21 protein-coding genes are annotated in these 24,813 nt (G+C 74.2%); 8 read left to right on the forward strand and 13 right to left on the reverse strand.

Annotated elements, in window-relative coordinates; genetic code table 11:
- The 5 genes from GMA12_RS18995 to GMA12_RS14015 all read left to right on the forward strand — a co-directional run.
- Positions 1–786 (forward strand): peptide ABC transporter substrate-binding protein (locus GMA12_RS18995; RefSeq protein ID WP_240898851.1); only part of this gene is annotated, 786 nt, incomplete at its 5' end.
- Positions 787–909: 123 nt separating this feature from the next.
- Positions 910–1,833, forward strand: coding sequence for an ABC transporter permease (locus tag GMA12_RS14000; RefSeq protein ID WP_156270093.1), 924 nt, complete (start codon positions 910–912; stop codon positions 1,831–1,833).
- The gene (locus GMA12_RS14005) at positions 1,826–2,803 is read left to right on the forward strand and encodes an ABC transporter permease (protein WP_156270094.1); all 978 of its coding nucleotides are present in this window, start codon (positions 1,826–1,828) and stop codon (positions 2,801–2,803) included. The genes GMA12_RS14000 and GMA12_RS14005 overlap by 8 nt, the downstream gene beginning before the upstream one ends.
- Positions 2,800–3,858, forward strand: coding sequence for an ABC transporter ATP-binding protein (locus GMA12_RS14010; protein ID WP_156270095.1), 1,059 nt, complete (start codon positions 2,800–2,802; stop codon positions 3,856–3,858). The genes GMA12_RS14005 and GMA12_RS14010 overlap by 4 nt, the downstream gene beginning before the upstream one ends.
- A complete protein-coding gene (locus GMA12_RS14015; RefSeq protein WP_156270096.1) occupies positions 3,851–4,882 on the forward strand; it encodes an ABC transporter ATP-binding protein in 1,032 nt (343 codons plus the stop codon). The genes GMA12_RS14010 and GMA12_RS14015 overlap by 8 nt, the downstream gene beginning before the upstream one ends.
- Positions 4,883–5,047: 165 nt before the next feature.
- Here the strand turns inward: GMA12_RS14015 and GMA12_RS14020 are convergent, their stop codons facing one another.
- Entirely contained in the window at positions 5,048–5,989 is a 942-nt protein-coding gene (locus GMA12_RS14020) for a DNA-3-methyladenine glycosylase family protein (protein WP_206064705.1), read from the reverse strand.
- A 335-nt stretch (positions 5,990–6,324) separates the two neighbouring features.
- Between GMA12_RS14020 and GMA12_RS14025 the strand changes: the two genes are divergently transcribed.
- Complete coding sequence (locus GMA12_RS14025; protein ID WP_156270097.1) at positions 6,325–7,578, forward strand: NRAMP family divalent metal transporter; 1,254 nt, start codon at positions 6,325–6,327, stop codon at positions 7,576–7,578.
- Entirely contained in the window at positions 7,575–8,378 is an 804-nt protein-coding gene (locus tag GMA12_RS14030) for a putative hydro-lyase (RefSeq protein WP_370831622.1), read from the forward strand. Before GMA12_RS14025 ends, GMA12_RS14030 begins: the two co-directional genes overlap by 4 nt.
- An 8-nt stretch (positions 8,379–8,386) precedes the next feature.
- On the opposite strand, the gene GMA12_RS14035 is transcribed toward GMA12_RS14030, so the two are convergent.
- From GMA12_RS14035 to xylA, 9 genes are all read right to left on the reverse strand, one after another.
- Positions 8,387–9,082, reverse strand: a complete 696-nt coding sequence (locus GMA12_RS14035; protein WP_156270098.1) for a GntR family transcriptional regulator — start codon at positions 9,080–9,082, stop codon at positions 8,387–8,389.
- A 75-nt stretch (positions 9,083–9,157) separates the two neighbouring features.
- On the reverse strand, positions 9,158–10,108 hold the full coding sequence (locus GMA12_RS14040) for a helix-turn-helix transcriptional regulator (protein WP_156270099.1): 951 nt from the start codon (positions 10,106–10,108) through the stop codon (positions 9,158–9,160).
- 49 nt (positions 10,109–10,157) lie between these two features.
- The gene (locus GMA12_RS14045; protein ID WP_156270100.1) at positions 10,158–10,664 is read right to left on the reverse strand and encodes an AraC family transcriptional regulator; all 507 of its coding nucleotides are present in this window, start codon (positions 10,662–10,664) and stop codon (positions 10,158–10,160) included.
- A gap of 285 nt (positions 10,665–10,949) precedes the next feature.
- On the reverse strand, positions 10,950–11,525 hold the full coding sequence (locus GMA12_RS14050; RefSeq protein ID WP_156270101.1) for a hemerythrin domain-containing protein: 576 nt from the start codon (positions 11,523–11,525) through the stop codon (positions 10,950–10,952).
- 172 nt (positions 11,526–11,697) lie between these two features.
- Positions 11,698–13,425, reverse strand: a complete 1,728-nt coding sequence (locus GMA12_RS14055) for an acetyl/propionyl/methylcrotonyl-CoA carboxylase subunit alpha (protein WP_162459885.1) — start codon at positions 13,423–13,425, stop codon at positions 11,698–11,700.
- Positions 13,426–13,429: 4 nt separating this feature from the next.
- Positions 13,430–15,049, reverse strand: coding sequence for a 5-oxoprolinase subunit B/C family protein (locus tag GMA12_RS14060; protein ID WP_370831626.1), 1,620 nt, complete (start codon positions 15,047–15,049; stop codon positions 13,430–13,432).
- Positions 15,046–15,810, reverse strand: a complete 765-nt coding sequence (locus GMA12_RS14065; protein WP_156270103.1) for a LamB/YcsF family protein — start codon at positions 15,808–15,810, stop codon at positions 15,046–15,048. The genes GMA12_RS14060 and GMA12_RS14065 overlap by 4 nt, the downstream gene beginning before the upstream one ends.
- Before the next feature lie 94 nt (positions 15,811–15,904).
- Positions 15,905–17,299 carry a xylulokinase gene (xylB, locus tag GMA12_RS14070; protein ID WP_156270104.1) on the reverse strand — a complete coding sequence of 465 codons (1,395 nt, stop codon included), beginning with the start codon at positions 17,297–17,299 and terminating at the stop codon, positions 15,905–15,907.
- A gap of 171 nt (positions 17,300–17,470) precedes the next feature.
- Positions 17,471–18,694 (reverse strand): xylose isomerase, encoded by a 1,224-nt coding sequence (gene xylA, locus GMA12_RS14075; protein ID WP_156270105.1) that lies wholly within the window; start codon positions 18,692–18,694, stop codon positions 17,471–17,473.
- A 151-nt stretch (positions 18,695–18,845) separates the two neighbouring features.
- Between xylA and GMA12_RS14080 the strand changes: the two genes are divergently transcribed.
- Positions 18,846–20,012: an ROK family transcriptional regulator gene (locus GMA12_RS14080; RefSeq protein ID WP_162459886.1), complete on the forward strand. Its 1,167-nt coding sequence runs from the start codon at positions 18,846–18,848 to the stop codon at positions 20,010–20,012.
- A gap of 108 nt (positions 20,013–20,120) precedes the next feature.
- Here GMA12_RS14080 and GMA12_RS14085 read toward each other — a convergent pair whose 3' ends face one another.
- The 3 genes from GMA12_RS14085 to GMA12_RS14095 all read right to left on the reverse strand — a co-directional run bounded on the left by GMA12_RS14085 (position 20,121) and on the right by GMA12_RS14095 (position 24,810).
- Positions 20,121–21,290: an endo-1,4-beta-xylanase gene (locus GMA12_RS14085; protein ID WP_156270107.1), complete on the reverse strand. Its 1,170-nt coding sequence runs from the start codon at positions 21,288–21,290 to the stop codon at positions 20,121–20,123.
- 176 nt (positions 21,291–21,466) lie between these two features.
- Entirely contained in the window at positions 21,467–23,854 is a 2,388-nt protein-coding gene (locus tag GMA12_RS14090) for a glycoside hydrolase family 3 N-terminal domain-containing protein (RefSeq protein ID WP_156270108.1), read from the reverse strand.
- Between the two features lie 26 nt (positions 23,855–23,880).
- Positions 23,881–24,810, reverse strand: a complete 930-nt coding sequence (locus tag GMA12_RS14095) for a carbohydrate ABC transporter permease (RefSeq protein ID WP_156270109.1) — start codon at positions 24,808–24,810, stop codon at positions 23,881–23,883.
- Between the last annotated feature and the right edge of the window lie 3 nt (positions 24,811–24,813).

Here is a 24,813-nt window from a genome sequence, read left to right on the forward strand (position 1 = left end):
GAGGACCAGTTCGGTGAGCGGCTCAAGACCCAGCCCCAGGGCGACATCACCTCGCTCGGCTTCCCGACCTACGACGAGCGCTTCGCCGACCCGAAGGTCCGCCAGGCCTTCTCGATGGCGATCGACCGGGAGGCCATCACCGAGTCCATCTTCCAGGGCACCCGCACCCCGGCCGCCTCGTTCGTCTCCCCGGTGGTGGACGGCTACCGCGAGGACGCCTGCGAGGCCTGCGAGCTGAACGTGGAGGAGGCCAACCGGATCCTCGACGAGGCCGGCTTCGACCGCTCCGAGCCCGTGGACCTGTGGTTCAACGCCGGCGCCGGCCACGAGGAGTGGATGCAGGCGATCGGCAACCAGCTGCGCGAGAACCTGGACGTCGAGTACCAGCTGCGCGGCGACCTCCAGTTCGCCGAGTACCTCCCCCTGCAGGACGAGAAGGGCATGACCGGCCCGTTCCGCTCCGGCTGGGTGATGGACTACCCGGTCATGGAGAACTTCCTCGGGCCGCTGTACTCGACCTCCGCGCTGCCCCCGGCCGGGTCGAACGCCACGTTCTACAGCAACGAGGAGTTCGACGCCCAGGTGCGCGCCGGCAACAGCGCCGCGTCGATCGACGAGGCGGTCCAGGAGTACCAGAAGGCCGAGGACATGCTGATCGCGGACATGCCCGCGACCCCGCTGTTCTACCGCGTCACCCAGTACGCGCACTCGGAGAACGTCAGCGACGTCTCCGTGAACGCCTTCCAGCGCGTCGAGGTCGAGGACGTGGTCGTCGGCTCCGAGTGATCCGTCCCGGGCTCGGGGCGCCCCGACCGGGGCGTCCCGAGCCCGTTCCGTTCGCGCGACACCCTCGCGCACCACCCGCGCGGCACCCTCCGCGCACCCCTCCGCACACAACCAAGGAGACCCATGGGGCGGTACGTCCTCCGTCGTCTGCTGCTGACCATCCCGGTGCTGCTGGGCGCATCCCTGCTCATCTTCGCCATGGTCTACGCCCTGCCGGGCGATCCCATCCGAGCGCTGGGCGGGGACCGCCCGCTCTCGGCAGCGGTGCAGGCGCAGCTGCGCGCCGAGTACAACCTCGACGACCCGCTGCTGATCCAGTACGTGAAATACCTGGCCGGCCTGGTGCAGGGGGACTTCGGCACCGACTTCTCGGGCCGGCCCGTCCTGACCACCATCCTCGACCGGCTGCCCGTGACGATCCGGCTGGCCCTCGTGGCCGTCGGCTTCGAGATCGTCATCGGCATCCTCGCCGGCGTCCTGGCGGGCCTGCGCCGCGGCTCGTTCTTCGACAACCTGGTGCTCGTCTCGACCACGGTCGTGGTGTCCATCCCGGTGTTCGTCCTCGGCTTCCTGGCCCAGTACGTCTTCGGCGTGCGTCTCGGCTGGTTCCCGATCGCCGGCCTCACGGACGGCTGGTTCAGCTACATCCTGCCCGGGCTGGTGCTCGCGGCCCTGTCCCTGGCCTACGTGGCGCGGCTGACCCGCACGAGTCTCGCGGAGAACCTGCAGAGCGACTACGTGCGCACCGCGCGGGCCAAGGGCCTGAGCGAGACCACCGTGGTCGGCAAGCACGCGCTGCGCAACAGCCTCATCCCGGTGGTCACCTTCATCGGCGCCGACCTCGGCGCGCTGCTGGGCGGGGCCATCGTCACCGAGTCGGTGTTCAACATCCCCGGTCTGGGCCGGGCGGTCTACGACGCGGTGCTGCGGCAGGAGGGCGCCGTCGTCGTCGGGATCGTGACCCTGTTCGTGTTCTTCTACATCTTCTTCAACCTGGTGGTCGACGTCCTCTACGCCGCCCTCGACCCGAGGATCCGCTATGAATGAGTCCCGCACGGAAACGCTCGAGGAGCCCACGCACGAGGAGGGCGTGCACCGCGAGTCCTTCTCGGACCGCGTCGACGACCGCGCCGAGGAGATCGCCTCCGCGGCCGCCGGCGGCGACATCGAGCAGGCCGGCCTGTGGCGCGACGCCTGGCGGCAGCTGCGCCGCAACCCCTTCTTCATCGTGGGGGCGCTGCTGTTCCTCGTCTTCGCGCTGATGGCGGTCGCCCCGCAGCTGTTCACCTCCGTGGACCCGCGGGAGTGCAGCCTCTCCCGCTCCGGAGGCGCGCCGCAGGCGGGCGCGCCCTTCGGCTACGACGTGCAAGGCTGCGACTACTACGCCAACGTGGTCCACGGCGCCCGGGTCTCGCTGTCGATCGGCTTCCTGGCCGTGCTCGGCACCCTGGTGATCGGTGTGGTGGTCGGAGCGCTGGCCGGCTACTACGGCGGCTGGATCGACTCGGTGCTGGCCCGGGTCACGGACATCTTCTACGGGCTGCCGCTCATCCTGGGCGCCATCATCCTGCTGTCCGTGCTGCCCGAGCGCGGAGTCCTGGAGGTCTCCCTCGCCCTGATCGCGTTCGGCTGGATGACGGCGATGCGCCTGGTCCGCTCCAACGTGATCGGGGTCAAGGAGGCCGACTACGTCCAGGCGGCGCGGGCGCTGGGCGCGGGCACCGGCCGGATCATCACCAAGCACATCCTGCCCAACGCGATGGCGCCCGTGCTCGTGTACTCCACGATCGCCGTGGGAACGATCATCGCCTCCGAGGCGACGCTGACCTTCCTGGGCGTCGGTCTGCAGCTGCCCGAGATCTCCTGGGGCCTGCAGATCAACGCGGCGCAGAACAGGCTCCGGGACGCCCCGCACCTGATCCTGTTCCCGTCGCTCTTCCTGTCCCTGACCGTGCTCGCGTTCATCCTCATGGGGGATGCGCTGCGCGACGCCCTCGACCCGAAACTGCGCCGATGACACCCTCCCCCCCCGCACCCGCCCCGTCCCCGGCGGCCTCCGCGTCCGCGGCGCCGCCCGTCCTCGAGGTCGACGACCTCGCGGTGGAGTTCCGCTCCCGCCGCCGGACCGTCAACGCCGTCAACGGCATCAGCTACTCCGTCCGCGCCGGGGAGACCCTCGCCGTCGTGGGGGAGTCCGGCTCGGGCAAGAGCGTCAGCGCCCAGGCCGTGATGGGCATCCTCGACATCCCGCCCGCCCGGATCACCAGCGGGGAGATCCGCTTCCGCGGCAACGACCTGCTGGCGATGAGCCGCAAGGAGCAGCGCGCGGTCCGCGGCCCGGGGATCGCCATGGTCTTCCAGGACGCGCTGTCCGCCCTCAACCCCGTCTTCACGGTGGGGCACCAGATCGGCGAGCTGTTCCGGGCCCACCGCGGGGCCTCCCGCGGCGAGGCCCGCGAGAAGGCCATCGAGCTCATGGAGCGCGTGGGCATCCCTGCGGCCCGCGAGCGCGTGGACGCCTATCCGCACCAGTTCTCCGGGGGTATGCGCCAGCGGGTCATGATCGCCATGGCCATCGCCCTGGACCCGGACATCCTGATCGCGGACGAGCCGACCACGGCGCTCGACGTGACCGTGCAGGCCCAGATCATGGACCTGCTCAGGGAGCTGCAGCGCGAGACCGGGATGGGGATGATCCTCATCACCCACGACCTCGGCGTGGTCAACGAGGTCGCCGACCGGGTGGCCGTGATGTACGCCGGGAGCATCGTGGAGAACGGCACGGTGGACGAGGTCCTGGCCGAGCCGCTGCACCCGTACACCAAGGGGCTGATGGCGTCGATGCCCAGCCTCGAGTCCCACGGCGACCGGCTGCACCCGGTGACCGGGACCCCGCCCGACCTCTCCGCCGTGCCCAGCGGCTGCGCCTTCCACCCGCGGTGCCCCCTGGCCCGGTTCGGGCGGACGGCGGCGCCCGGCAAGGACTGCGCGGCGGACGTCCCGGTCCTGCGCGAGGTCGTCCCCGGCCGCACGGCCGCGTGCCACTACAGCGAGGAGCTCGAGCATGAGTGAGTCACAGCCCACGACGACGGACGCCCCGCTGCTGGAGCTGCGCGACCTCACCAAGCACTTCCCGCTCACCCAGGGGATCGTGCTCCGGAAGACCGTGGGGCAGGTGCGCGCCGTCGACGGCGTGAGCATGACGCTGCACCCGGGGGAGACCCTCGGCCTGGTCGGCGAGTCCGGCTCCGGGAAGTCGACGGTGGCCAAGCTGGTCATGGGCCTGGAGCGGCCGACGGCCGGACAGATCCTGTACAAGGGCCGGGACATCACCGCGATGTCCGCCCGCGAGCTGCGGGACTACCGCCGCAACGTCCAGATCATCTTCCAGGACCCGTACTCCTCGCTGAACCCGCGCATGACGGTGGGCGACATCGTGGCCGAGGCCTGGGAGGTGCACCCCAACTCCGTGGCCCGGAAGGACCGCGGGGCCCAGGTCCGGGAGCTGCTGGAGCGGGTGGGCCTGCGGGCCGACTACGCCAACCGGTATCCCCACCAGTTCTCCGGCGGGCAGCGCCAGCGCATCGGGATCGCCCGGGCGCTGGCCCTGCGCCCGGAGGTCATCATCTGCGACGAGCCCGTCTCCGCCCTCGACGTGTCCGTGCAGGCCCAGGTGATCAACCTGCTGCAGGACCTGCAGGACGAGTTCGGGCTGTCCTTCCTGTTCATCGCCCACGACCTCTCCGTGGTGCGCCACCTCAGCAACCGGGTGGCGGTGATGTACCTCGGCAGCGTGGTGGAGACCGGGGACCGGGACGCGATCTACGAGCAGGCCGCGCACCCGTACACGCAGGCGCTCCTCTCGGCCGTGCCGGTCCACGAGCCGGCCCTGCGCGGGTCCCGGGAGCGGATCATGCTCAGCGGCGACCTGCCCAGCCCGGCCAACCCGCCGTCCGGCTGCCGGTTCCGCACGCGCTGCTGGAAGGCCCAGGACGTCTGCGCCGAGAAGGCGCCGCCGCTCGTGGACCGGGGCCAGGGGCACCCCTCGGCCTGCCACTTCGCCGAGAGCCGCGACCTGATGGTCGGAACGGTGTAGCCGGCCGCAGCACGGGCAGGGCCCCGGCCGCACACCGCGGCCGGGGCCCTGCCCGTCCGCCCGCTTCTTGCCCTCCGCCCGTTACCCTCTGCCCTTTCCCCTCTGCCCTTTCCCTCCGCGTGCCCCGGCCCGTTCGGGTCCCCGGACGCTGCCGCGCCGGCGGCCTCACCCGGGTCCGGCGGCCGGGACGGGCGCGGCGGCCGAGCCCGGGAACGCCGCGCGGGCCCACAGCCGCATCACGGCGTAGCTGCGCCAGGGACTCCAGCCGGCGGACCGCTCCGCCGCGGCGGCGGCCCCGGTCACCCCGAGGGCCCGGCGCAGGACGAGGTCCTGCGGCAGGAAGACGTCGGGCTCACCCAGCACCCGCAGGGCGATCGAGTCCGCCGTCCACGGGCCGATGCCGGGCAGGGCGAGCAGACGCCGGCGCAGGCCGGCGGCCTCCTGCACGGTGCCCGGGCCCCCGGCCGGGGAAGCCAGGTCGAGGCCGTCGCCGACCGCAGCGGCCAGCGCGTTGACCGTCGCGGCCCGGCGGGTCGTGACCCCCACGTCCTGCCGCAGCCGGGACGGGTCGGCGGCGGCGATCCGCTCGGCCGACGGGAAGGCGGTGAGCCCGTCCGCCGCGGGGGAGCCGTAGTGGCGGAGCAGGCGTCCGGCGAAGGTGCGCGCCGCGGCGAGGGAAACCTGCTGCCCGAGCACCGTCAGGACCGCGGTCTCGAAACCGTCCGGCGAACCCGGCAGCCGGATCAGCGGCCAGGCGCGCACGCCGGGAGCCAGGGCGGCGTCGGACGCCAGGGCACGGTCCGCCGCGGGGGACTCCGTGCCGTCGCCCAGCCAGTGGCGCACCCGGCGCAGCACCGGTTCCAGGGCGTCGCCCGCCCCGGACCCGACGCGCACCGGGAGGCCGGCGGGCGTGAGCCGGTCCCAGCCCACGGTGACGGTGCGCGCGACCCCGCCCACGACGACGGGCCGCCGGTGCACGCCGCCGGCGAGGTCGTCGCAGCCCGGCACGGCCTGGGACGCCAGGAAGTCGCGGAGGAACCGCGCGGACGTGGGCGGCGGGAGCAGGACGTCCACGGTCCCGCCGGGACCGCCGTCGGGGCCGGTCACCGGCGGCACCCGCGCGGCACCGGACCCGTGTCGGGGCCCGGGCCGACCGCCCGGCCCGCCCTGGGGCCGGACCTGCGGCGGAACCCGGTGCTCCCCTCGGTGCTGTTCCCGGTGCTGTTCCCGGTGCGGTTCATGCGCTCCTCCCGACGTCCCGGGGCGGGCGCCCCTGAGGGCCACCCTGTCCCCTGGGCGCCGGGCTGTCCAGGTGTCGGTCCGTGACCACCCCTGGTCAGATTGTTCAACAATCACTACACTGGCGGGAAAGTGACCGCGGCCACATCCCGGGTGGTCGACGCCGTGCCCGGCGCAGGTCGCCCCCGTCCCGAGGAGGACGCATGTCCAGCTCCGCTCCCGCCCCATCCGCGCCCGAGGGCCACGGACCCGTCACCGGCCCCGCGGCCATGCGGGCCGTGAACCGCTCCGCGCTGCTGGGAGCCCTGTTCCTGATGGCCACGAGCGCCATCGGACCCGGCTTCATCACGCAGACCGCCAACTTCACCGTCCAGCTCGGCGCCGCCTTCGCGTTCGCCATCGTCATCTCCATCGTCGTCGACATCGCCGTGCAGCTGAACGTGTGGCGGATCATCGGCGTCTCCGGGCTCAAGGCCCACGAACTGGGCAACCGGGTGCTCCCCGGGCTCGGCTGGTTCATCGCCGGCCTGGTGGCCGTGGGCGGTCTCGTCTTCAACGTCGGCAACACGGCCGGCGGGGGCCTCGGCCTCAACGCGATGCTCGGCCTGGACGCCACCTGGGGCGGCATCCTCACCGCGCTCCTCGCCGTCGCCGTGTTCGTCAGCAAGCGCGCCGGCGTGGCCCTGGACCGCATCGTGGTGGTCCTCGGCGTGGTGATGATCCTGGTGACCGGCTACGTGGCGATCGTGTCCCGACCCCCGGTGGGCGAGGCGCTGCGCAACGTGGTGCTGCCCGAGGACGTGAGCTTCCTGGTCATCACCACCCTCATCGGCGGCACGGTGGGCGGCTACATCACCTACGCCGGCGCCCACCGGATCGTGGACGCGGGCATCACCGGTGTGGACAGCGTCAAGCAGATCTCCCGCAGCTCCGTGATCGGCATCATCGTGACCGGCGTGATGCGCTTCCTGCTGTTCCTCGCGATCCTGGGCGTGGTCGCCGGCGGCGCGCAGCTCACGGGCGAGAACCTGGCCGCCCAGGCGTTCCAGTCGGCGGCCGGCGAGGTGGGACTGCGCCTGTTCGGCCTCATCCTGTGGGCCGCCTCCATCTCCTCGGTCATCGGCGCGGCGTACACCTCCGTCTCCTTCGTCACCACGTCCCGGACCAGGGCCCGGACCCGGAACCTGCTCACCGTGGTGTTCATCCTGGTCTCCGCCGCCGTCTTCGTGTTCCTCGGCCAGGCGCCGTCCACCCTGCTCATCGTGGCCGGGGCGGTCAACGGACTGATCCTGCCGCTGGGCTTCGCCGTGCTGCTGTGGGTGGCCTGGCGGCGGCGGGACCTGCTGGGCGGCTACCGGTACCCGAAGTGGCTCGCGATCCTCGGCACCGTGATCTGGCTGCTCACCATCTACCTGGGATACCAGTCCCTCAGCGGCATCGCCGCGCTGTGGTCGTGAGCGCCGTGGCCGGGCCCGTGGAGCGCTCCGCCCTGCTCCCCGCACGTGCCCGTGAGCTGTTCCGCGGCGGACTGGTCACCCCGACGGCCGGGTGGTGCGACGGCTTCGCGCAGGCGAACCTCGTGGTCGTGCCCCGGGACTGGGCCTTCGAGCTCCTGCTCTTCGCCCAGCGCAACCCCAAGCCCTGCCCCGTGCTCGCGGTGCTCGACGCCGGTGAGGTCAGCGGCCCCGTGCTCGGGGACGGGGACGTCCGCACCGACCTCCCGCTCTACAGCCTCTACCGGGAGGGCGAGGCGGCGGGCACGCGCCAGGACGTCCTCGACGTGTGGCAGAACGACTTCGTGACCTTCGCCCTGGGCTGCAGCTTCACCTTCGAGGCCGCCCTGCAGGAGGCGGGGATCCCCGTGGCCCACATCGACCAGGGCGTCAACGTCCCGATGTACCGCACGAACCGTCCCTGCGAGCCCGCCGGCCGGCTCTCCGGCCCGCTGGTGGTCTCCATGCGGCCGATCCCGGCGGACCGGGTGGCCGACGCCGTGCGCATCACCTCCCGCTACCCCGCCGTGCACGGGGCGCCCGTGCACGTGGGCGCCCCGGGGGAGCTGGGGATCCGCGACCTCTCCGCCCCCGACTACGGGGACGCCGTGCAGATCCCGGCGGGGCACCTGCCGGTGTTCTGGGCCTGCGGGGTGACCCCGCAGGCGGCGGTGCTCGAGTCCGGGGTGCCGGTCGCGATCGGGCACGCCCCCGGCCACATGCTGGTCACCGACGCGCCCAACTGGCGCTACCAGGTGCCCTGAGGGGCCGGTCAGCGGGCGCCGGGACCCTCCAGGACGGTGAGCAGCTGCTGCCGGGAGTCCTCCAGGTACCGGTGCATCTGCACGGAGGCCTCCTCCCGGCAGCCCCGCTCGAAGAGCTCCAGGATCCGGGCGTTGCGCTCGATGTAGGGGGCGTGGAAGGACGGGTCCTGCCGCATGGAGAAGAAGACGAGCCGCATCTCGGCCAGGATCCGGGACATCAGCTCGTTCTGCCGCACCGAGCCGGCCAGTTCCACCACGGTGCGGTGGAAGCGCTGGTTCGCGTCCGCCATGCCGCTGACGTCTCCCTGCCGGTGCGCGGCGCGGCCCGCCGCCACGGCGGCGTGCAGGCCGGGCTGCGGGCCGGGGTCCGTCCAGCGCAGCGCCGAGGTCTCCAGCGCGAGCCGCACCCGGTAGATCTCGCGCACGTCGTCCGCGCCCGGCCGGGCCACCGAGACACCGCGGTTGGGGATCCGCTGCAGCAGGTTCTCGTTGCCCAGGACCGTGAAGACCTCGCGCAGGGTGTTGCGGGAGATCCCGAGCACCTCGCTGACCCGGGCCTCGGAGAGCCGGGTGCCCGGCGGGAGCCGGCCGGCCATGATGCCCTGGCGCAGGACGCCGGCGGCCCAGGAGGTGGCCTCGCCCTGCGGGGCGGGCCCGGCCAGGCCGACGGCGGTCAGCAGGAACTCGTTCTCCACGGTGTTCATCAGGACACCATCCTGACATCCCGGGCGGCGGCCGCGGCCCTGCGGGCGCGGGGCAGGACCGTGTCCCTGCCGACGTCAGCTGCCGAGCGTGCGCCGCGGCGGAACGCCGTAGACGGCGCGGTAGGCCGCGGCGAAGCGGCCGGGGTGGGCGAAGCCCCACCGCAGGGCGATCTCCCGGACGGTGGCGCCGGCGGTCGGGTCGGCGCGGAGCAGGTCGGTGTGGGCGGCCGCCAGCCGGGTGCGCCGCAGGTACTGCGTGGGCGTGAGCCCCAGCGGGTGGTTGGCGCGGAAGGCCCGCACCAGGGCGGGGGTGGTCGTGTCCGCGGCGCGGGCGGCGTCGTCGATGCTGATCGGCAGCGAGGCGTGGTCGTCGAGGAACTGCACCGCGATGCGGTACCGGCGGGTCTGGGCGGCCATCGACAGGGTCCGCTCCACCGGGTCGCCCAGCAGCGGGAAGCACTCGAGCATCGCCACGGCCAGGTGCCGGGTCAGGTCGGCCCGCACCAGGTCCGCGGCGAAGGCCTCGGAGGCCACGGTGTCGCGCACGAGCCCGGCCAGGCCCGTCCAGTACCGCCCCAGCCGGGGGGTCACCGGGGCGGCGGAGCCGAAGGCCACGGGCAGGTCCTCCGTGCCGTAGACCGTCTCGGCGACCGAGCGCAGCAGCGCGGGGGCGAGGTTGACGTTGGTGACCTCCAGGGCGCCGCCCATGATCAGCGCGGGGTGGCCGGGGCGGAAGAGCACCGGTCGGCCCAGCCCGCTGCCGCTCTCGTCGCTGGTCCGCCAGTCGTAGCGGGAGGCCGCGCGCACGTCGGCGACCCCGAAGACGTCGGTGTCGCCCCAGGAGGCGAACGGTCCGCCCAGGTCCAGCGCGACGACCGTGAGCTGCCCGTCGCCGTCGTGGCGCTGACGGTAGGAGAAGCCCGGAGCGGTCGGGTCGAAGGAGAACCGCACCCCGATCTCGTGGAACAGGGCGCTCACGGCGTCCGGCTCGGTCGCCGTGGCCTCGCGGTGGAACACCGGGCTCATGCGAACTCCCTCGGGGTCGGTGGACGGTGCGGCGCAGCGGTCACGGCGGTCACCGGTGCAGGGTGCGCGCCGGGTGCTCGCCGTGGACGGCCCGGTACTCGTGCGCGAACCGGCCCGGGTGGGCGAAGCCCCAGCGGGCGGCCACGGCGCGCACGGTGGTCCCGGCGAGCGGGTCGGCGGCCAGCAGGTCGGCGCGGGCCCCGGCCAGGCGGGCGCGGCGCAGGTACTGCGTCGGGGTCAGGCCGAGCTCGCGCACGAAGGCCCGCTGCAGGCCGCGGACGGACAGCTGGGCGGCGGCGGCCACTTCGGCCACGCCGATCGGCCGGCCCGCGTTGTCGTCGATGAAGGCCACGGCCCGGCGCACCGTCGCGGGGAGCGCTCCGGTCCCGTCGGAGCGGGGCTCCGTCGTGGCGTAGGTGGTGGGGAACGTCTCCAGCAGGGCACAGGCCAGGGACTCGAAGGCGGACCGGTGCAGCAGCGGGTTGCCGAGTGCGACCGGGTCCGGCAGCAGCGTCCGGCGGAACCAGGCCTCCACGCGGGTCCAGTGCTGGAGCATCGCCGCGGAGCGGGGAGCCGTGCCCGTGGGGACCAGCCGGAACCGGCGGCCCGTGAGCTGCTGGGCGAAGACCCCGGTGGCGGGCAGGTCCAGCAGGACCGCCGAGATGTCCAGGGACGTCCACCCGGCCCGCCACGGCCCGGGAGGATAGAGGAACGCGGCCGTCGCGGGGAGGGGCTCCCCGCAGCGGGCGGCCGGCGGACATGTCCTCCCCAGTGTAGGAACCCGGACGTGTCCACGACAGGGAGATCCCGGCGGGCACCGCACCGGTGCCCGCCGAGCGGGTCAGCCCGTGTGCCGCCCCGTGAGCTTGTCCCGGAGCCGGTCGACCATCCCGACGCCCGGTCCGATCGTCTTGTGGAACAGCTCCGAGTGCGGTGCGTGCGGGTGCGGCCGGGTCGGTGCGAGCTTCTTCGCGGTCTGCACCTTCTCGCCGAGCTCCACGAGCGTGCCGGCGGGGATGCCGGCCCGCAGCTTGGGGAACTGGTCGGACTCCTCGTCGTCGATGTGGTGGCGCAGCTGCGCCTCCAGCTCCCCGACCAGGTCCAGGAACGCCGGCCCAGAGGCGTCGGTGTCCTCCAGCTTCTTCATCACCTGCACGATCTCGTCGTGCTCGCGCTTGTCGTGCTCGACCTCCTCCGCGCCGTTGGGCACGTGCTTCTCCACGGCGGGGTAGACGTACATCTCCTCGGCGACGGCGTGGCGCATCACCTCGGCGATCACGGTGTCGGCCAGCTCCCGGCGCCGGGCGGGCTCGGGCGTGCCCTTAATCTGCCCGATCAGCTCGAGCATGTCCCGGTGGTCGGCGGTGAGGATGTCGACGACATCCGTGCTCTGTCCTGCGGCGGGGGTCTCGGTCATGGGACGTCTCTCCTTCGAGTCGTGGGTGGCCGGTCGCCCAGCCCCGGGGCCGGCGCCGGGGGCGGACCCCCGTGCCGTCCCCGCGCCGCCCCCGCGGGGCGACGTGCTGGGTGCTGTCGACGATAGGCCACCCGGGCGCCGGCCGACCAGGTCCGCCCGCGGATGACGGCGCTCAGTCGAGGCGGGCGAGCACCTGGTCGGCGGTCACGGCGTCCCCGGGGCCGGCCGAGAGCTCCCGGACGGTCCCGGCGCGGGGGGCGGTCAGCCGGGACTCCGTCTTCATGGCCTCGAGCACGGCGAGGTCCTGGCCGGCCTCCACGGCGTCCCCCTCGGCCACCAGCCACGAGACGAGCGTCCCCGCGAACGGCGCGGTGACGGCGCCGTCGTCGGCCGCGGGGACGGGGCCGGGGACGCCCTCGCCCGCGGGGGCGGAGCTCAGGGCGGCGGCGAGGGCGTCGGGGATCCCGATGCGCATCCGCCGCCCGTCCACGTCCACGGTGAGGCGGGTGCGTCCCTGCTCGCCCGCGCGGGCGTAGCCGGTGTCCGGGGTGAGCCGGTCGGCGAACTCCTCCTCGATCCACGTGGTCCACACCCCGAGACCGTCGCCGCCGGCGAAGGCGGGGGCGTCCAGCACCGCGCGGTGGAAGGGGATCGTGGTGGCCACCCCGTGCACCTGCAGCTCCCGCAGCGCGGTGCGGGCCCGCACGAGGGCCTGCTCACGGGTGGGGGCGCTGACCACGAGCTTGAGCAGCAGCGAGTCGAAGGAGGTGGCCACCCGGGTGCCGCGGTGCACCCCCGAGTCCACGCGCACCCCCGGGCCCGTGGGGGTGTCCACGGCCTCGACCGTCCCGCCGGAGGGCAGGAAGCCGCGGCCCGGGTCCTCGGCGTTGATCCGGAACTCCAGGGCGTGCCCGCGGGCCGGCGGGGTCTCGAGCACCGGCAGGGGGTCCCCGGCGGCGACGGCCAGCTGGGCGCGCACGAGATCCACGCCGTAGACCTCCTCGGTGATCGGGTGCTCCACCTGCAGGCGCGTGTTGACCTCCAGGAACGAGATCAGCCCGTCCTGGGCCACGAGGAACTCGGCGGTACCCACCCCCACGTAGCCCGCCTCCCGGAAGATGCCCTCGGCGGCGGCGGCGATGCGCTCCCGCTGCCCGTCCGTGAGGAACGGCGCGGGGGCCTCCTCGACGAGCTTCTGGTGGCGGCGCTGCAGGGAGCAGTCCCGGGTCCCCAGCACGACGACGTGGCCGTGGGCGTCGGCCATGACCTGCGCCTCGACGTGCCGCGGCCGGTCCAGGAACCGCTCCACGAAGCACTCGCCGCGCCCGAACGCGCTCTGCGCCTCGCGGGCGGCCGAGACGAAGGCGTCCTCGACCTGCGCCAGCTCCCGGACCACCCGCATGCCGCGGCCCCCGCCGCCGTGGGCGGCCTTCACGATCACGGGCAGCCCGTGCTCCTCGGCGAAGGCCCGGGCGTCCGCGGGGGACTCGACCGGCCCGTCGCTGCCCGGGACCAGCGGGGCGCCGGCCCGCCGGGCGATCTCCCGGGCGGCGACCTTGTCCCCCAGCAGCACGATCGTCTCGGGCGAGGGGCCGATCCAGGTGAGGCCGGCCTCGATCACCGCCCGGGCGAAGTCGGCATTCTCGGAGAGGAACCCGTAGCCGGGATGCACGGCGTCGGCCCCGCACCGCTCGGCGACGGCGAGCACCGCCTGCGCGTCCAGGTAGGTCTCGGTGGCCGAGACGCCCTCGAGCGCGTAGGCCTCGTCGGCCAGCAGGACGTGCGGGGCGTCGGCGTCGGGGTCCGCGTAGACGGCGACCGAGGTCAGTCCCGCCTCCGCGCAGGCGTGGACGACGCGGACGGCGATCTCCCCGCGGTTGGCGATCAGGATCTTGCGCACGGTGCTACTCCAGAGGGTTCTCGGTGGCGGGACGGTCGGTGGCGGGGCGCCCGGCGGCAGCCCCGGAATCGGACGGGACGAGCTCCGGCGCCGGGACCCGGCGGAAGCGCAGCCGGGCGCCCGGGGGCAGCTGGGCCAGCACGGCCAGGTCCTGCGGGTGCACCACCCCGATCACGGGGTACCCGCCGGTGGTGGGCGCGTCCTGCAGCAGGACGACGGGCAGGCCCGAGGGCGGGACCTGGACGCAGCCCGGCACGGTGCCCTCGCTGGGCAGCTCGTCGGTGCGGGTGCGCTCGAGCGGCCGCCCGTCGAGCCGGGCGCCCACGCGGTCGGAGGAGGTGGCGAGCGCCCACTCCTGGGCGAAGAACGACTCCACCGCGGAGGCGGGGAACCAGTCGTCGCGCGGGCCCGGCACCACCCGCACCTCCGGCACCCCGGCCGACTCGGGCAGCGGCTCGGGCGGCCGGACGGCCGTGCCCGGGGCGGGGCCGACGGGCAGGGCGTCCCCGGGGCCGAGCGGATCCGGGCCCAGCCCGGCGAGGGTGTCGGTGGAGCGGCTGCCCAGCACGGGCGGGACCGCCACGCCGCCGCGCACCGCCACGTAGGCGCGGGCGCCCGACACGGTGGCGCCCACGGCCAGGCGTTCGCCGTCCCGCAGGGCGAACGGCGTGCCGGGCGCGGGGCGCCAGGGGGCCGGGCCCTCGACGGCGAGGGGCGCGGTCGCGCCGGTGACCGCCAGGACGTGGTCCCCGTGGGCGGTGAGCTCGAGGCGGCCGAGCAGGTTCTCCAGCACGGCCGCCCCCGCGGGGTTGCCGACGAGCCGGTTGGCGGTGGCCGCCGCGGCGGCGTCGAGGGCGCCGGAGGGGGAGACCCCCAGCGCCGCCGAGCCGGCGCGGCCGGCGTCCTGGACGAGGGTCTGCAGGCCCGGCCGGTCCACGACCAGGTGGGCGCCGCGGACCGGCGCCGGCGCGGCCGTGCGGGCGGCGACCTCGACGAGCTCGCGCACGGGCCGGTACCGCACGCGGTCCCCGGGGCGCAGCAGGGCGGGGTCCTCCCGGTCGAGGTCGAACATCCGGGCCGCGGTGCGCCCGATCAGCTGCCAGCCGCCGGGGGAGCGCCGGGGGTAGACCGCGGAGAACCGCCCGGCCAGGGCCACCGCTCCCGCCGGGACCGCGGTGCGCGGGCTGTCCCGGCGCGGGACGTCCGGGACGTCCTCGGCCGCGCAGTAGAAGAAGCCGGGAGCGAAGCCCGCGAAGGCGGCCGTCCACTCCTGCTCGGTGTGGGCGCGCACGACCCCGGCCGCGCCCAGGCCCGTGAGCTCGCCGACCGCGTCCAGGTCCTCGCCGTCGTAGACCACGTCGATGGTCACGGTCCGCGCCTCGCCCGTCCCCGCGACCCCGCGCGGGGCCGCCAGGGCGGCGCGGACGACGTCGCGCAGGGCGGCGGGGGTGCTCGCGCGCACCACCACGGTCCGCGCCCCCGCGACGCAGTCCACCAGGCCGGGGAGGTCCGCGGCGGCGAGCCGGGCGTGCAGGGCCACGGCGTCGTGCAGGTCCGCGCACTCCACGACGGCCGCCTGCGGTCCCAGCGGGCGGACGGAGCGCTCGGCGGCGGGCGTGCTCACAGGAAGCTGCCGACGCGCAGGCCGGCCTCCTCGAGGGCGTGGCGCACGCGCTCGGCGATGGCCAGGGCGCCCGGGGTGTCCCCGTGCACGCAGATGCTCTCCGCGTCCACCGCCACGACCGAGCCGTCGACGGTCTCGACCACGTGCTCGGTGGCCATCCGCACCACGCGCGCGGCGATCTGCTCGGGGTCGTGCAGCACCGCCCCGGGCTCGGAGCGCGGGACCAGGGTGGCCTGCGGGGTGTAGCCGCGGTCGGCGAAGGCCTCGCGGACGGTGCGCAGCCCGGCCGCGCGCGCCTGGCGCTCGATCTCGGAGCCCGGCAGCACCAGCAGGGGCAGGGTCTCGTCGACGTCGCGCACCGCGTCGACCACGGCGCCCGCGTGCTCCTCGTGGTGGACGATCGCGTTGTACAGGGCCCCGTGCGGCTTGACGTAGCGCACCCCCGTGCCGGAGACGCGGGCCAGGGCCTGCAGGGCGCCGATCTGGTACACCAGCTGGTCGGTCAGCTCCGCGCGGGGCACGGCGATGAAGCGGCGGCCGAAGCCCTTGAGGTCGTCGTAGGAGACCTGGGCGCCCACGGTGACCCCGTGCTCGGCGGCCACGGCGCAGGTGCGGCGGGCGACCGTCGGGTCCCCCGCGTGGAAGCCGCAGGCCACGTTGGCGCTGCTGACCACGCGCAGGACGGCCTCGTCGCCGTCCATGGCCCAGGCGTGGAGGGACTCGCCGCAGTCCGCGTTGAGGTCGATGTCGGAGGGGGACATGGTGTGCTCCTTGTCACGTCGGTCCCTCCAGCATGCGCCTTCCCGGCGGATTGTTCAACAATTCTGGCGTGCGGATTTTTCGGCACGTGCGCGCCTAGGACCAGGCGCCGGTCCGGTCGCGCAGCAGCCGGTACGCCTCCAGCACCTGGGGCGTCGGGTCCGCGGTGAGCTCCTGCACGCCGGGCAGCGCCCAGGCCGGGGGCTCCTCGGCGCCGGAGAGCGCCCAGGCGGCCTGCCGCGCCGCGCCGAGGGCCACGTACTCGCCCGGGGCGGGCACGAGCACGGGCCGGCCGAGCACGGCGGGGGCGAGCCGGCGCACGGCCTCGGACTGCGCGCCGCCGCCGATCAGCACGATCCGCCGGGCGGGGACCCCGGTGGCGCGCTCGAGGGCGTCCACGCCGTCGGCCAGGGAGCAGAGCAGGCCCTCCACGCAGGCCCGGGCGACGTCCTCGCGGGTGGTGGCCGAGGACATCCCGTGCAGGGTGGCCCGGGCCTCGGGGCGGTTGGGGGTGCGCTCGCCGTCGAGATAGGGCAGCAGGGTGGTGCCGCCGGCCCCGGGGCGGGCGGCCAGGGCCAGGGCGGAGAGCCCGGCGTGGTCGACCCCGAGCACCCGGGCCCCGAACTCCAGGATCCGCGCGGCGTTGAGCGTCGTGGCCATGGGCAGGTACCGGCCGGTGGCGTCGGCGAAGCCGGTCACCAGCCCGGTCGGGTCGGCCGTGCGGGTCTCCGAGACCATGGCCGCGACCCCCGAGGTGCCGACCGAGAGGGAGACGTCGCCGGGCCCGAGCGTGACGCCGAGGGCGGCGGCCATGTTGTCGCCGGTGCCGGCGGCGAGCTGCGCCCCGCCGGGCGTGCGGCCCAGCACGGCCCGGGGGTGCGGGGCGAGGTCGGGCAGCGCCACGTCGTGGCCGAGGGCCCGGCGGACGAGGTCGTGGCTCCACTGCTCCGTGCGGGTGGAGTAGTAGCCGGTGCCCGAGGCGTCACCGCGGTCGGTGAAGAAGGAGGTCGTCTCGGCGTTCAGGTGCCAGGAGAGGTAGTCGTGGGGCAGCAGCACCCGATGGGTGCGGGCGGCGTGCTCCGGCTCGTGCTCGGCCATCCAGCGCAGCTTGGTGGAGGTCATGGAGGCCACGAGCACGCTGCCGAGCTCCTCGGCGCACGCGGCCGGGCCGCCCATCTCCTCGACGAGCTCGCGGGCCTGGGGCGCCGAGCGGGTGTCGTTCCACAGCAGGGCGTCGCGCACCACGGCGTCGTGCTCGTCGAGGGCCACCATGCCGTGCTGCTGGCCGCCGACGGCCACGGCGGCGGCCTCGTCGAGGAACGGTCCGGCGGCGTCGTCGAGGGCGGCGAGCCAGGCGCGCGGGTCGACCTCGGTGCCGGCGGGGTGGGGCGCCCGGCGCTGCCCGAGGACCTCCCCGGTGGCGGCGTCGACCAGGAGCGCCTTGGTGGACTGGGTCGAGGAGTCGATGCCCAGGACGGTGGTGCGTGCCATGAGGAACCTTCGGGACGGGAGCGGGACGGGACGGGAACGGACCGGGAACGGACCGGAACGGGGCGGCGGTGCCGCCGGAGGGGCCGGCCCGGCGCAGGGGGGACGTGCGCCGGGCCGGGCCGGGGAAGGAGGGGCGGCGCCCGGAGGGGGAGGGGCCGCCCCTCGGGCGGGTCAGCCGCGGGCGCCCATGAGGTGCTCGACGGCGAGCTGGTGCAGGCGCACGAAGCCGTAGTTGCGCTCCGAGGGGCCGGTGAGGTCGAGGTCCTCGTAGGCGCTGCGGTCGGCCAGGAAGGCGGTCAGGTCCTCGCCCTCCGCCAGCGTCGGCTCCGCGAGCTCGAGGACGCCGGACTGCGCCATGGCCTCCTGGACCTCGGGGTCCTGGCGGAACGCGACGGCGCGCTGCTTCAGCAGCAGGTACATCTGCATGTTGGCGGCCGCTGAGTCCCAGACGCCGTCGAGGTGCTCGGTGCGCGAGGGCTTGTAGTCGAAGTGCCGGGCCCCCTGGTAGGCGCCCGGCTTCGACGGGAAGCCGTTCTCCAGCAGGTCGACCGTGAAGAAGGCGCTGATCAGGTTGCCGTGGCCGAAGACCAGGTCCTGGTCGTACATCGGCCCGTTCTGCCCGTTGAGGTCGATGTGGAACAGCTTGTCGCACCACAGGGCCTCGGCGAGCCCGTGGGTGTAGTTCAGGGTGGCCATCTGCTCGTGGCCGGTCTCCGGGTTCACGCCGACCACGTCGCCGTTGTCCAGCCGGTCGATGAACGCCAGCGCGTGCCCGATGGTCGGCAGGAAGATGTTGCCGCGGGGCTCGTTGGGCTTGGGCTCGAGGCCGATGCGCATGTCGTAGCCCTGGGACTTGATGTAGCCGGCCACGGTGTCGATGCCCTCCGCGTAGCGGTCCAGGGCGGCGTACAGGTCCTTGGAGGAGTCGTACTCGGTGCCCTCGCGCCCGCCCCACATCACGAAGGTGGTGGCGCCGAGCTCGGCGGCGAGGTCGACGTTGCGCAGCACCTTGCGCAGGCCGTAGCGGCGGACCCGCCGGTCGTTGGAGGTGAAGGCCCCGTCCTTGAAGATCGGCTCGGCGAAGGTGTCAGTGGTGACCATCTCGCAGACCGTGCCGGTCTCGTCGATCGTCTGCTTCAGCCGCCCGACCAGCCGCTCGCGCTCGGCCTCGGAGGCGTCGAAGGGAATGAGGTCGTTGTCGTGGAAGGTGAAGCCCCAGGCGCCGAGCTCCGCGAGCTTGCGCACGGACTCCAGGGGGTCCAGGTCCGGCCGGGAGGCCGTGCCGAACTGGTCGCGGGCCGCCCAGCCGACGGTCCACAGGCCGAAGGAGAACTTGTCCTCCGGCGAGGGGGCGACGGAGGCGGCGAGCGAGCTCGCAGGTGAGGTGACGGACATGGCAGGTCCTTTCCCAGGTTGGTTAGTTACCGTTACTTACTATAGGTCGTGGAGTACCGTGGAACCAGACCGGCGGCCGCTTTTTTCTTTCCCGCCGCACGACCGCGCCCGCCCCCGGCCCGGTCCCGCCAGCAGCGAAGGAGAGCCGTCCGTGCAGTCGAGCCACCTGCGGGAGCACAACCTCTCCACCGTCCTGCGCGCGGTGGCCGGGGCGGGGGAGCCGGTCTCGCGCGCCGCCCTGGCCAAGCGCACGGGCCTCACCAAGCCCACCGTCTCGAAGCTGGTGCAGGAGCTGCTGGACGCCGGCCTGCTGGTGGAGGGACAGCAGCCGGCCGTGCGGGCCTCGGGCCGGCCGATGATCCCGCTGGGCATCGCCCGGGGCAGCGTGCTGGGCGTGGGGCTGGAGATCGCCGCCGACCACCTGGCGTGCCTGGTCACCGATCTCGGGGGCCGGGTGCTCCACGAGGACGCCCGGTTCGGGGCGTACGCGGGGGCGTCCGTGGACGACGTCGCCGCCGCGCTGTCCGAGCTGCTCGACGACGCCCTGTCCCCCCGCCCCGACGTGCCCGTGGCGGGCATCTGCGTCTCGGTCCCCGGCCGGCTGGGCCCGGACCGGGCCACGGTGCTCTCCGCGCCGAACCTGGCCTGGCGGGACGTCCCGCTGGTCGAGCGGCTCGGGCGGCTGCCGTCCTTCCGGGGGTTCGCGCTGACGGCCGGCAACGACAGCATGCTCGCGGCGCGCACCGAGGTCCTGCGCCGGCCCGGCGAGTCCTTCCTGTTCCTGCACGGTGAGACCGGGATCGGCGGCGCCGTGGTCCTGGAGGGACGGATCCACGGCGGCGAGCACGGCTGGGCCGGGGAGCTGGGCCACGTCACGATCAGCCCCGGCGGGGAGCTGTGCCGGTGCGGGCGGCGGGGCTGCCTCGAGGCCTACGCCAGCTACCACGCCCTGCGCGGGCGGACCGGGCTGCCGGAGGACGTCCGGATCGAGGACCTCGTGGCGGCCACGGCCGAGCGGCTGCGCAGCCGGGAGGCGGTGATGGAGATGATCGGGCGGCCCCTCGGGGTGGTGCTGGCGAACTCGATGAACGTCCTGGACCTCTCGACCGTGGTGCTCTCCGGGTACTTCGCCCCGATCGCCGCGGAGCTGGAGCCCGTGCTGCGGGAGGTCGTCGAGGCCCACGCGCTGACCGCGGAGGTGGGCCCGATCGAGATCCAGCGCTCGGCGGCGGACGCCCACCCGGCGCTCAGCGGCGCGGCCGCCACGGCCCTCGAGCCGATCCTGACCGCACCGGCCCGGTGGCTCGACCGGCGCTGAGACGCCCGCCCATGCGCGACGGGCCCGCTCCCCGGGAGGAGCGGGCCCGTCGTGCGTGCACAGCCGGCGGCTGCGTCCCGATCAGGTGGTCCGATCAGGGCGGTCCGGTCAGCGGAACGCGGGGTGGTGCTTCCACTTCGCCTCGCCGCCCGGCTGGGACCGGACCAGGGTCTCCTGCAGGGCGTCGTAGGCGGGCTTGCGCTCGTAGTCGCCCTCCATGGTCAGGGCGTCCCCGTAGCCGGGGAAGGTGTTCGGCACCCAGGAGTGCTCGTCGAGCACGCCCCACACGGTGAAGGAGTTGCAGTCCTCCACGGCCAGGCACGCCTCGAGGGCCATGCGGTACCAGTCGGCCTGCTTCTGCCGCAGCTCCGGGCTCATCTGCCCGTCCGCGCCGACCGGCCCGCGCACGTCGATCTCGGTGACGGCCGTCTCCAGGCCGAGGTCGTCGAAGCGCTGGAGGTTCTGCTGCATCCGCCCGTCGAAGCCGTACTGGAGGCCGAGGTGGGTCTGCATCCCGAAGCCGTGGACGGGCACGCCCTGGGCGAGCAGGTCCTGGATCAGGGCGTAGTAGGCGTCGGACTTCGCGTTGAGGCCCTCCACGTTGTAGTCGTTGAAGAACAGCTGGGCGTTCGGGTCCGCGTCGTGGGCCCAGCGGAAGATGTCGGCGATGATCCCCGGCCCCAGCTCGCGCAGCCAGATGTTGTCCTCCGTGCGCAGCCTCCCGCTGTCGTCGAAGATCTCGTTGGCGACCTCCCACTGCTGGATCCGGCCCTCGTAGCGGCCGACCACCGTGTAGATGTGCTCCTTGAGGATGGCGCGCAGCTCCTCCGGGGTGTGGTCCCCGTTCTCCAGCCAGTCGGGGTTCTGGCTGTGCCAGAACAGGGTGTGGCCGCGCACGACCTGGCCGTTGGCCTCGGCGAAGTCGACGATGTCGTCCGCGGGGCCGAAGTCGTACACGCCCTCCTCGGGATGGATGAACTCCCACTTCATCTGGTTCTCGGGGGTCAGGGAGCTGAACTCCCGGGCCAGCACCGAGCGGTACTCGGGGTCGGAGGGGAAGGGCTCGGGGTAGTCGGCCGAGGTGTGGTGCCCGCCGCCGGCCACCGCGCTGCCGATGCGGAAGTCCTTCGGGGTGTTCCAGCGCAGGGTGTCCTGCTGGGCCAGGCCGGGCGGCGTGGCGGGGGGTGCGGCGCTCGCGGCCTGGGGGACCGCGGTGAGGCACAGGGCGGCGACGGCGCTCGCGGCGCCGATCCGCAGGACGGGGAGTCGTCGGCTCATCTCGGGGGTTCCTTTCGGGGGTCGTGCACGGGGAACTGCAGGGGGTCTCGGGCGGAGGGGACGGGGGAGGCCGAGCGGGCCGGCCTCGGGGGCCGTCCCGCGGCGTCCCCGGGCAGGCGGGGGATCCGGGAGGGGGTGGACGGGGCGCGGGCCGCGCGGCGGCCCGCGCCCCGGGCTCAGGAGGCGCCGGCGGCGAGCGCGCGGTCGGCGATCTCGACGTCGACGGGGGTGGTGAGGACGCGCTCGACGTCCTCCACGTCGCGCACCGGGCCGGTGACCACGAACCGGTCCTCCAGGGGGAGGTCCTCGCTGGAGGGCCCGGCGCGCAGGACGAACTCGCCCGGCTCGACGATCCGCCGCATGGCGCGCCCGGTGAACGCGGTGCGGTCGGCGTGCAGGTGGAAGACGACCCGGGCGCTCTGCCCGGGCTCCAGGGCGATCTTGGCGAAGCCGACGAGCATCTTCACCGGCCGGACCACCTGGGCCACCGGGTCGCTCAGGTACAGCTGGACGACCTCCTGCCCGGCCCGCTCGGACGTGTTGGTCACGGTGACGGCGGCGTCCACGGTGCCGTCGGCGCCGATCCGCCCGGCGGAGAGCTCCAGGGCGTCGTAGGAGAACGTCGAGTAGCCGATGCCGTGGCCGAACGGGTACAGCGGCCGCGGGTCCAGGTTGGAGATGCCCTCCGCGTACCCGCCCAGGGTGGGGGTCAGGTAGGTGCCGGGCTGCCCGCCCACGTGCCGGGGGATGCCCACGGGCAGCCGCCCGGAGGGGTTCACCCGGCCGGAGAGCACCCCGGCGACGGCGTGGCCGCCCTCCTCGCCCGGCATGAAGGCCTGCACCACGGCGGCGCAGCGGTCGTCGAACGCCCCGAGGCTGTAGGGGCGGCCGGTGACGAGGACGAGGACCACCGGGGTGCCGGTGGCCAGCACCGCCTCGACGAGCTCGGCCTGCCGGCCGGGCAGGGACAGGTCCACCACGTCGCAGCCCTCCCCGGAGGTGCCCGTGCCGAACAGTCCCGCGAGGTCGCCCACGGTCACGACCGCGAGGTCGGCCTCCTCGGCGGCGGCCACCGCCTCGGCGATGCCGCTGGTGTCCGGGTCCGTGAAGTCGACGCCGCGGGCGTGGCGGAACGTGGTGTCCCGGCCCGCGAACTCCTCGGTGAGGGCGTCCACGATCGAGGTGATCTCGATGCCCGTGCCGGACTCGCCGAACCGGGACAGGACGTGGTTGGTGAAGCTGTAGCAGCCCAGGAAGGAGCGGGGCTGGGCGGCGCTGGGGCCGATGACGGCGACCGTCCGGGCGGTGTCGCCGGCGAGGGGCAGCACGCCGTCGTTCTTCAGCAGGACGATGGACTCCTCGGCCATGCGCCGGGCCAGCCGGCGGTTGCCCTCGGAGTCGAGGTCCACGGCCCCGCCGGCGGTGCCGGGGTCGAAGCCCTCGTCGAGCAGGCCGAGCTCGACCTTCTGGGTCAGCACCCGGCGCACCGCGCGGTCGAGCAGGGACTCCTCGAGGGCGCCCTCCCGCACGGCCGCGGCGAGGTCGGCGAAGCAGCCGGTCTCGGGCAGCTCGACGTCCATCCCGGCCGCGAGCGACTGCACGCCGGCGTCCCGGGGGTCGGTCGCGACGTGGTGCATGGACTCGAGGAAGCTGACGGCCCAGTAGTCGGAGACGACCGTGCCCTCGAAGCCCCACTCGTCCCGCAGGAGCGTGGTGAGCAGCTCCGGGTCGGCGGCCGGCGGGACGCCGTCGACGTCCGCGTAGGAGTTCATCACCGCGCCGACCCGCCCGATCCGCACCGCCATCTCGAAGGGGACGAGCACGACGTCGCGCAGCTCCCGCGGGCCGATCGAGACGGGGGCGTGGTTGCGCCCGGCGCGGGAGGTGGAGTAGCCGGCGAAGTGCTTGAGGGTGGCGATCACGCCGGCCTCCTGGAGCCCGCGCACGTACTCGGTGGTCAGGGAGCCCACCAGGTAGGGGTCCTCGCCGACGGTCTCCTCGACACGGCCCCAGCGGTAGTCGCGCACGACGTCGAGCACGGGGGAGAGGCCGAGGTGGACGCCCACGCCCTTCATGTCGTCGCCGATCCGCCGGGCCATGGTGCGGACCAGCTCGGGGTCGAAGGCGGCGCCCCAGGCGATCGCAGCCGGGTAGCAGGTGGCCCCGAGGGTGGTGAAGCCGGTGAGGCACTCCTCGTGGGCGATCGCGGGGATCCCCAGCCGGGAGGTGCCCACGACCTGGCGCTGCAGGGTGCGCAGGTGCTCCACCCCGTCCGCCGCGGAGATCGGGGCGCTGCCGAAGGCGCGGGTGATGTGGCCCAGTCCGTGGGCGATCGCGGCCTCGAAGGTGGAGCGGTCGTTGGCGAAGGCGGACTCCATGGGGGCGGCCCCTCCGGTGGCCTCCTCCGGGTCCGGGCGCAGCCAGTAGCTGCCGAGCTGGCCGGCCTTCTCCTCGAGGGTGAGCTCCTGCAGGAGGGCGTCGACGCGCTCGCCGACGGGGCGGGACGGGTCGTTCCACACCGAGGTGCCGGGCGGGGTACTGGGCGGGGTGCTGGGCGAGGTCATGGGGTTCCTTCGGGTTGGTGGGCGCGTCACTTGCCGAAGCCGGCGGTGAGCCCGGCGACGAGCTGGCGGCGCCCGAAGACGTAGAGGACGAGGATCGGCAGCGCCGAGAGGACGACGGCGGCCAGGACGGCGGGGATGTCCGCCTGGAACTCCCCCTGGTAGGTCCACAGGGACAGCGGCAGGGTGCGCTTCTCGGAGCTCTGGGTGAGGATCAGGGGGAAGAGGAAGTTGTTCCAGCTGTTCAGCGCGTTGTAGACGCCCACGGTGGTGACGGCGGGCATGCTCAGCGGCAGGACGAGCGTGCGGAACACCTTCCAGTCCCCGGCCCCGTCGAGGGTCATGGACTCGTAGAGCTCGTTGGGGATGTCGCGCATGAAGTTGGTCAGGATCAGGACCGTGATCGGGATCCCGGAGGCGATGCCGGGCAGGATCAGCGCCGCCAGGGTGTCGTAGAGGCCCAGCTGCACGATGATCAGGTAGATCGGGATGATCGTGGCCTGGATCGGGATGGCGATGCCCAGCAGGAACAGCCGGTTCGAGAACACGGCCAGCCCGGTGCGGCTGCGCACGATCACGTAGGACGCCAGCAGGGACAGGAACACGATCCCCGCCACCGTGCCGACGACCACCACCACGCTGTTCAGGAAGTACTGGACGAACTGGTTCTGCAGCACCGTCAGGTACGGCGTGAACGTCGGCGCCGAGGGCACCAGGGGGTTGGTGGAGTAGTAGTCCTCCCGGGGCTTCGTGCTGGTGATCGCGATGTAGTAGATCGGCACGATGATGACGGCCAGCCACAGCCATCCGCCCACGGCCGCCGGGATGTTGGGGACGCCCCGGCGCCGGCGGGCGGGAGCGGCGCCCGCGGGGCGGGGATCCGCCGGGCGCGGGGCCGTGGGGCGGGTGCCCGTGCTGCCGGTGCTGTGGGGACGGGTGTCCGCAGGACGTGTGCTCATGGG

It is taken from the genome of Kocuria sediminis, from assembly GCF_009735315.1.
Taxonomy (GTDB): Bacteria; Actinomycetota; Actinomycetes; order Actinomycetales; family Micrococcaceae; genus Kocuria; species Kocuria turfanensis.

Coding starts and splice junctions, on each gene's coding strand:
- GMA12_RS14000 (WP_156270093.1), top strand. CDS start 910: ATGGGGCGGTACGTCCTCCGTCGTCTGCTGCTGACCATCCCGGTGCTG.
- GMA12_RS14005 (WP_156270094.1), top strand. CDS start 1,826: ATGAATGAGTCCCGCACGGAAACGCTCGAGGAGCCCACGCACGAGGAG.
- GMA12_RS14010 (WP_156270095.1), top strand. CDS start 2,800: ATGACACCCTCCCCCCCCGCACCCGCCCCGTCCCCGGCGGCCTCCGCG.
- GMA12_RS14015 (WP_156270096.1), top strand. CDS start 3,851: ATGAGTGAGTCACAGCCCACGACGACGGACGCCCCGCTGCTGGAGCTG.
- GMA12_RS14025 (WP_156270097.1), top strand. CDS start 6,325: ATGTCCAGCTCCGCTCCCGCCCCATCCGCGCCCGAGGGCCACGGACCC.
- GMA12_RS14035 (WP_156270098.1), bottom strand. CDS start 9,082: ATGAACACCGTGGAGAACGAGTTCCTGCTGACCGCCGTCGGCCTGGCC.
- GMA12_RS14040 (WP_156270099.1), bottom strand. CDS start 10,108: ATGAGCCCGGTGTTCCACCGCGAGGCCACGGCGACCGAGCCGGACGCC.
- GMA12_RS14045 (WP_156270100.1), bottom strand. CDS start 10,664: ATGCTCCAGCACTGGACCCGCGTGGAGGCCTGGTTCCGCCGGACGCTG.
- GMA12_RS14050 (WP_156270101.1), bottom strand. CDS start 11,525: ATGACCGAGACCCCCGCCGCAGGACAGAGCACGGATGTCGTCGACATC.
- GMA12_RS14065 (WP_156270103.1), bottom strand. CDS start 15,810: ATGTCCCCCTCCGACATCGACCTCAACGCGGACTGCGGCGAGTCCCTC.
- xylB (WP_156270104.1), bottom strand. CDS start 17,299: ATGGCACGCACCACCGTCCTGGGCATCGACTCCTCGACCCAGTCCACC.
- xylA (WP_156270105.1), bottom strand. CDS start 18,694: ATGTCCGTCACCTCACCTGCGAGCTCGCTCGCCGCCTCCGTCGCCCCC.
- GMA12_RS14085 (WP_156270107.1), bottom strand. CDS start 21,290: ATGAGCCGACGACTCCCCGTCCTGCGGATCGGCGCCGCGAGCGCCGTC.
- GMA12_RS14090 (WP_156270108.1), bottom strand. CDS start 23,854: ATGACCTCGCCCAGCACCCCGCCCAGTACCCCGCCCGGCACCTCGGTG.
- GMA12_RS14095 (WP_156270109.1), bottom strand. CDS start 24,810: ATGAGCACACGTCCTGCGGACACCCGTCCCCACAGCACCGGCAGCACG.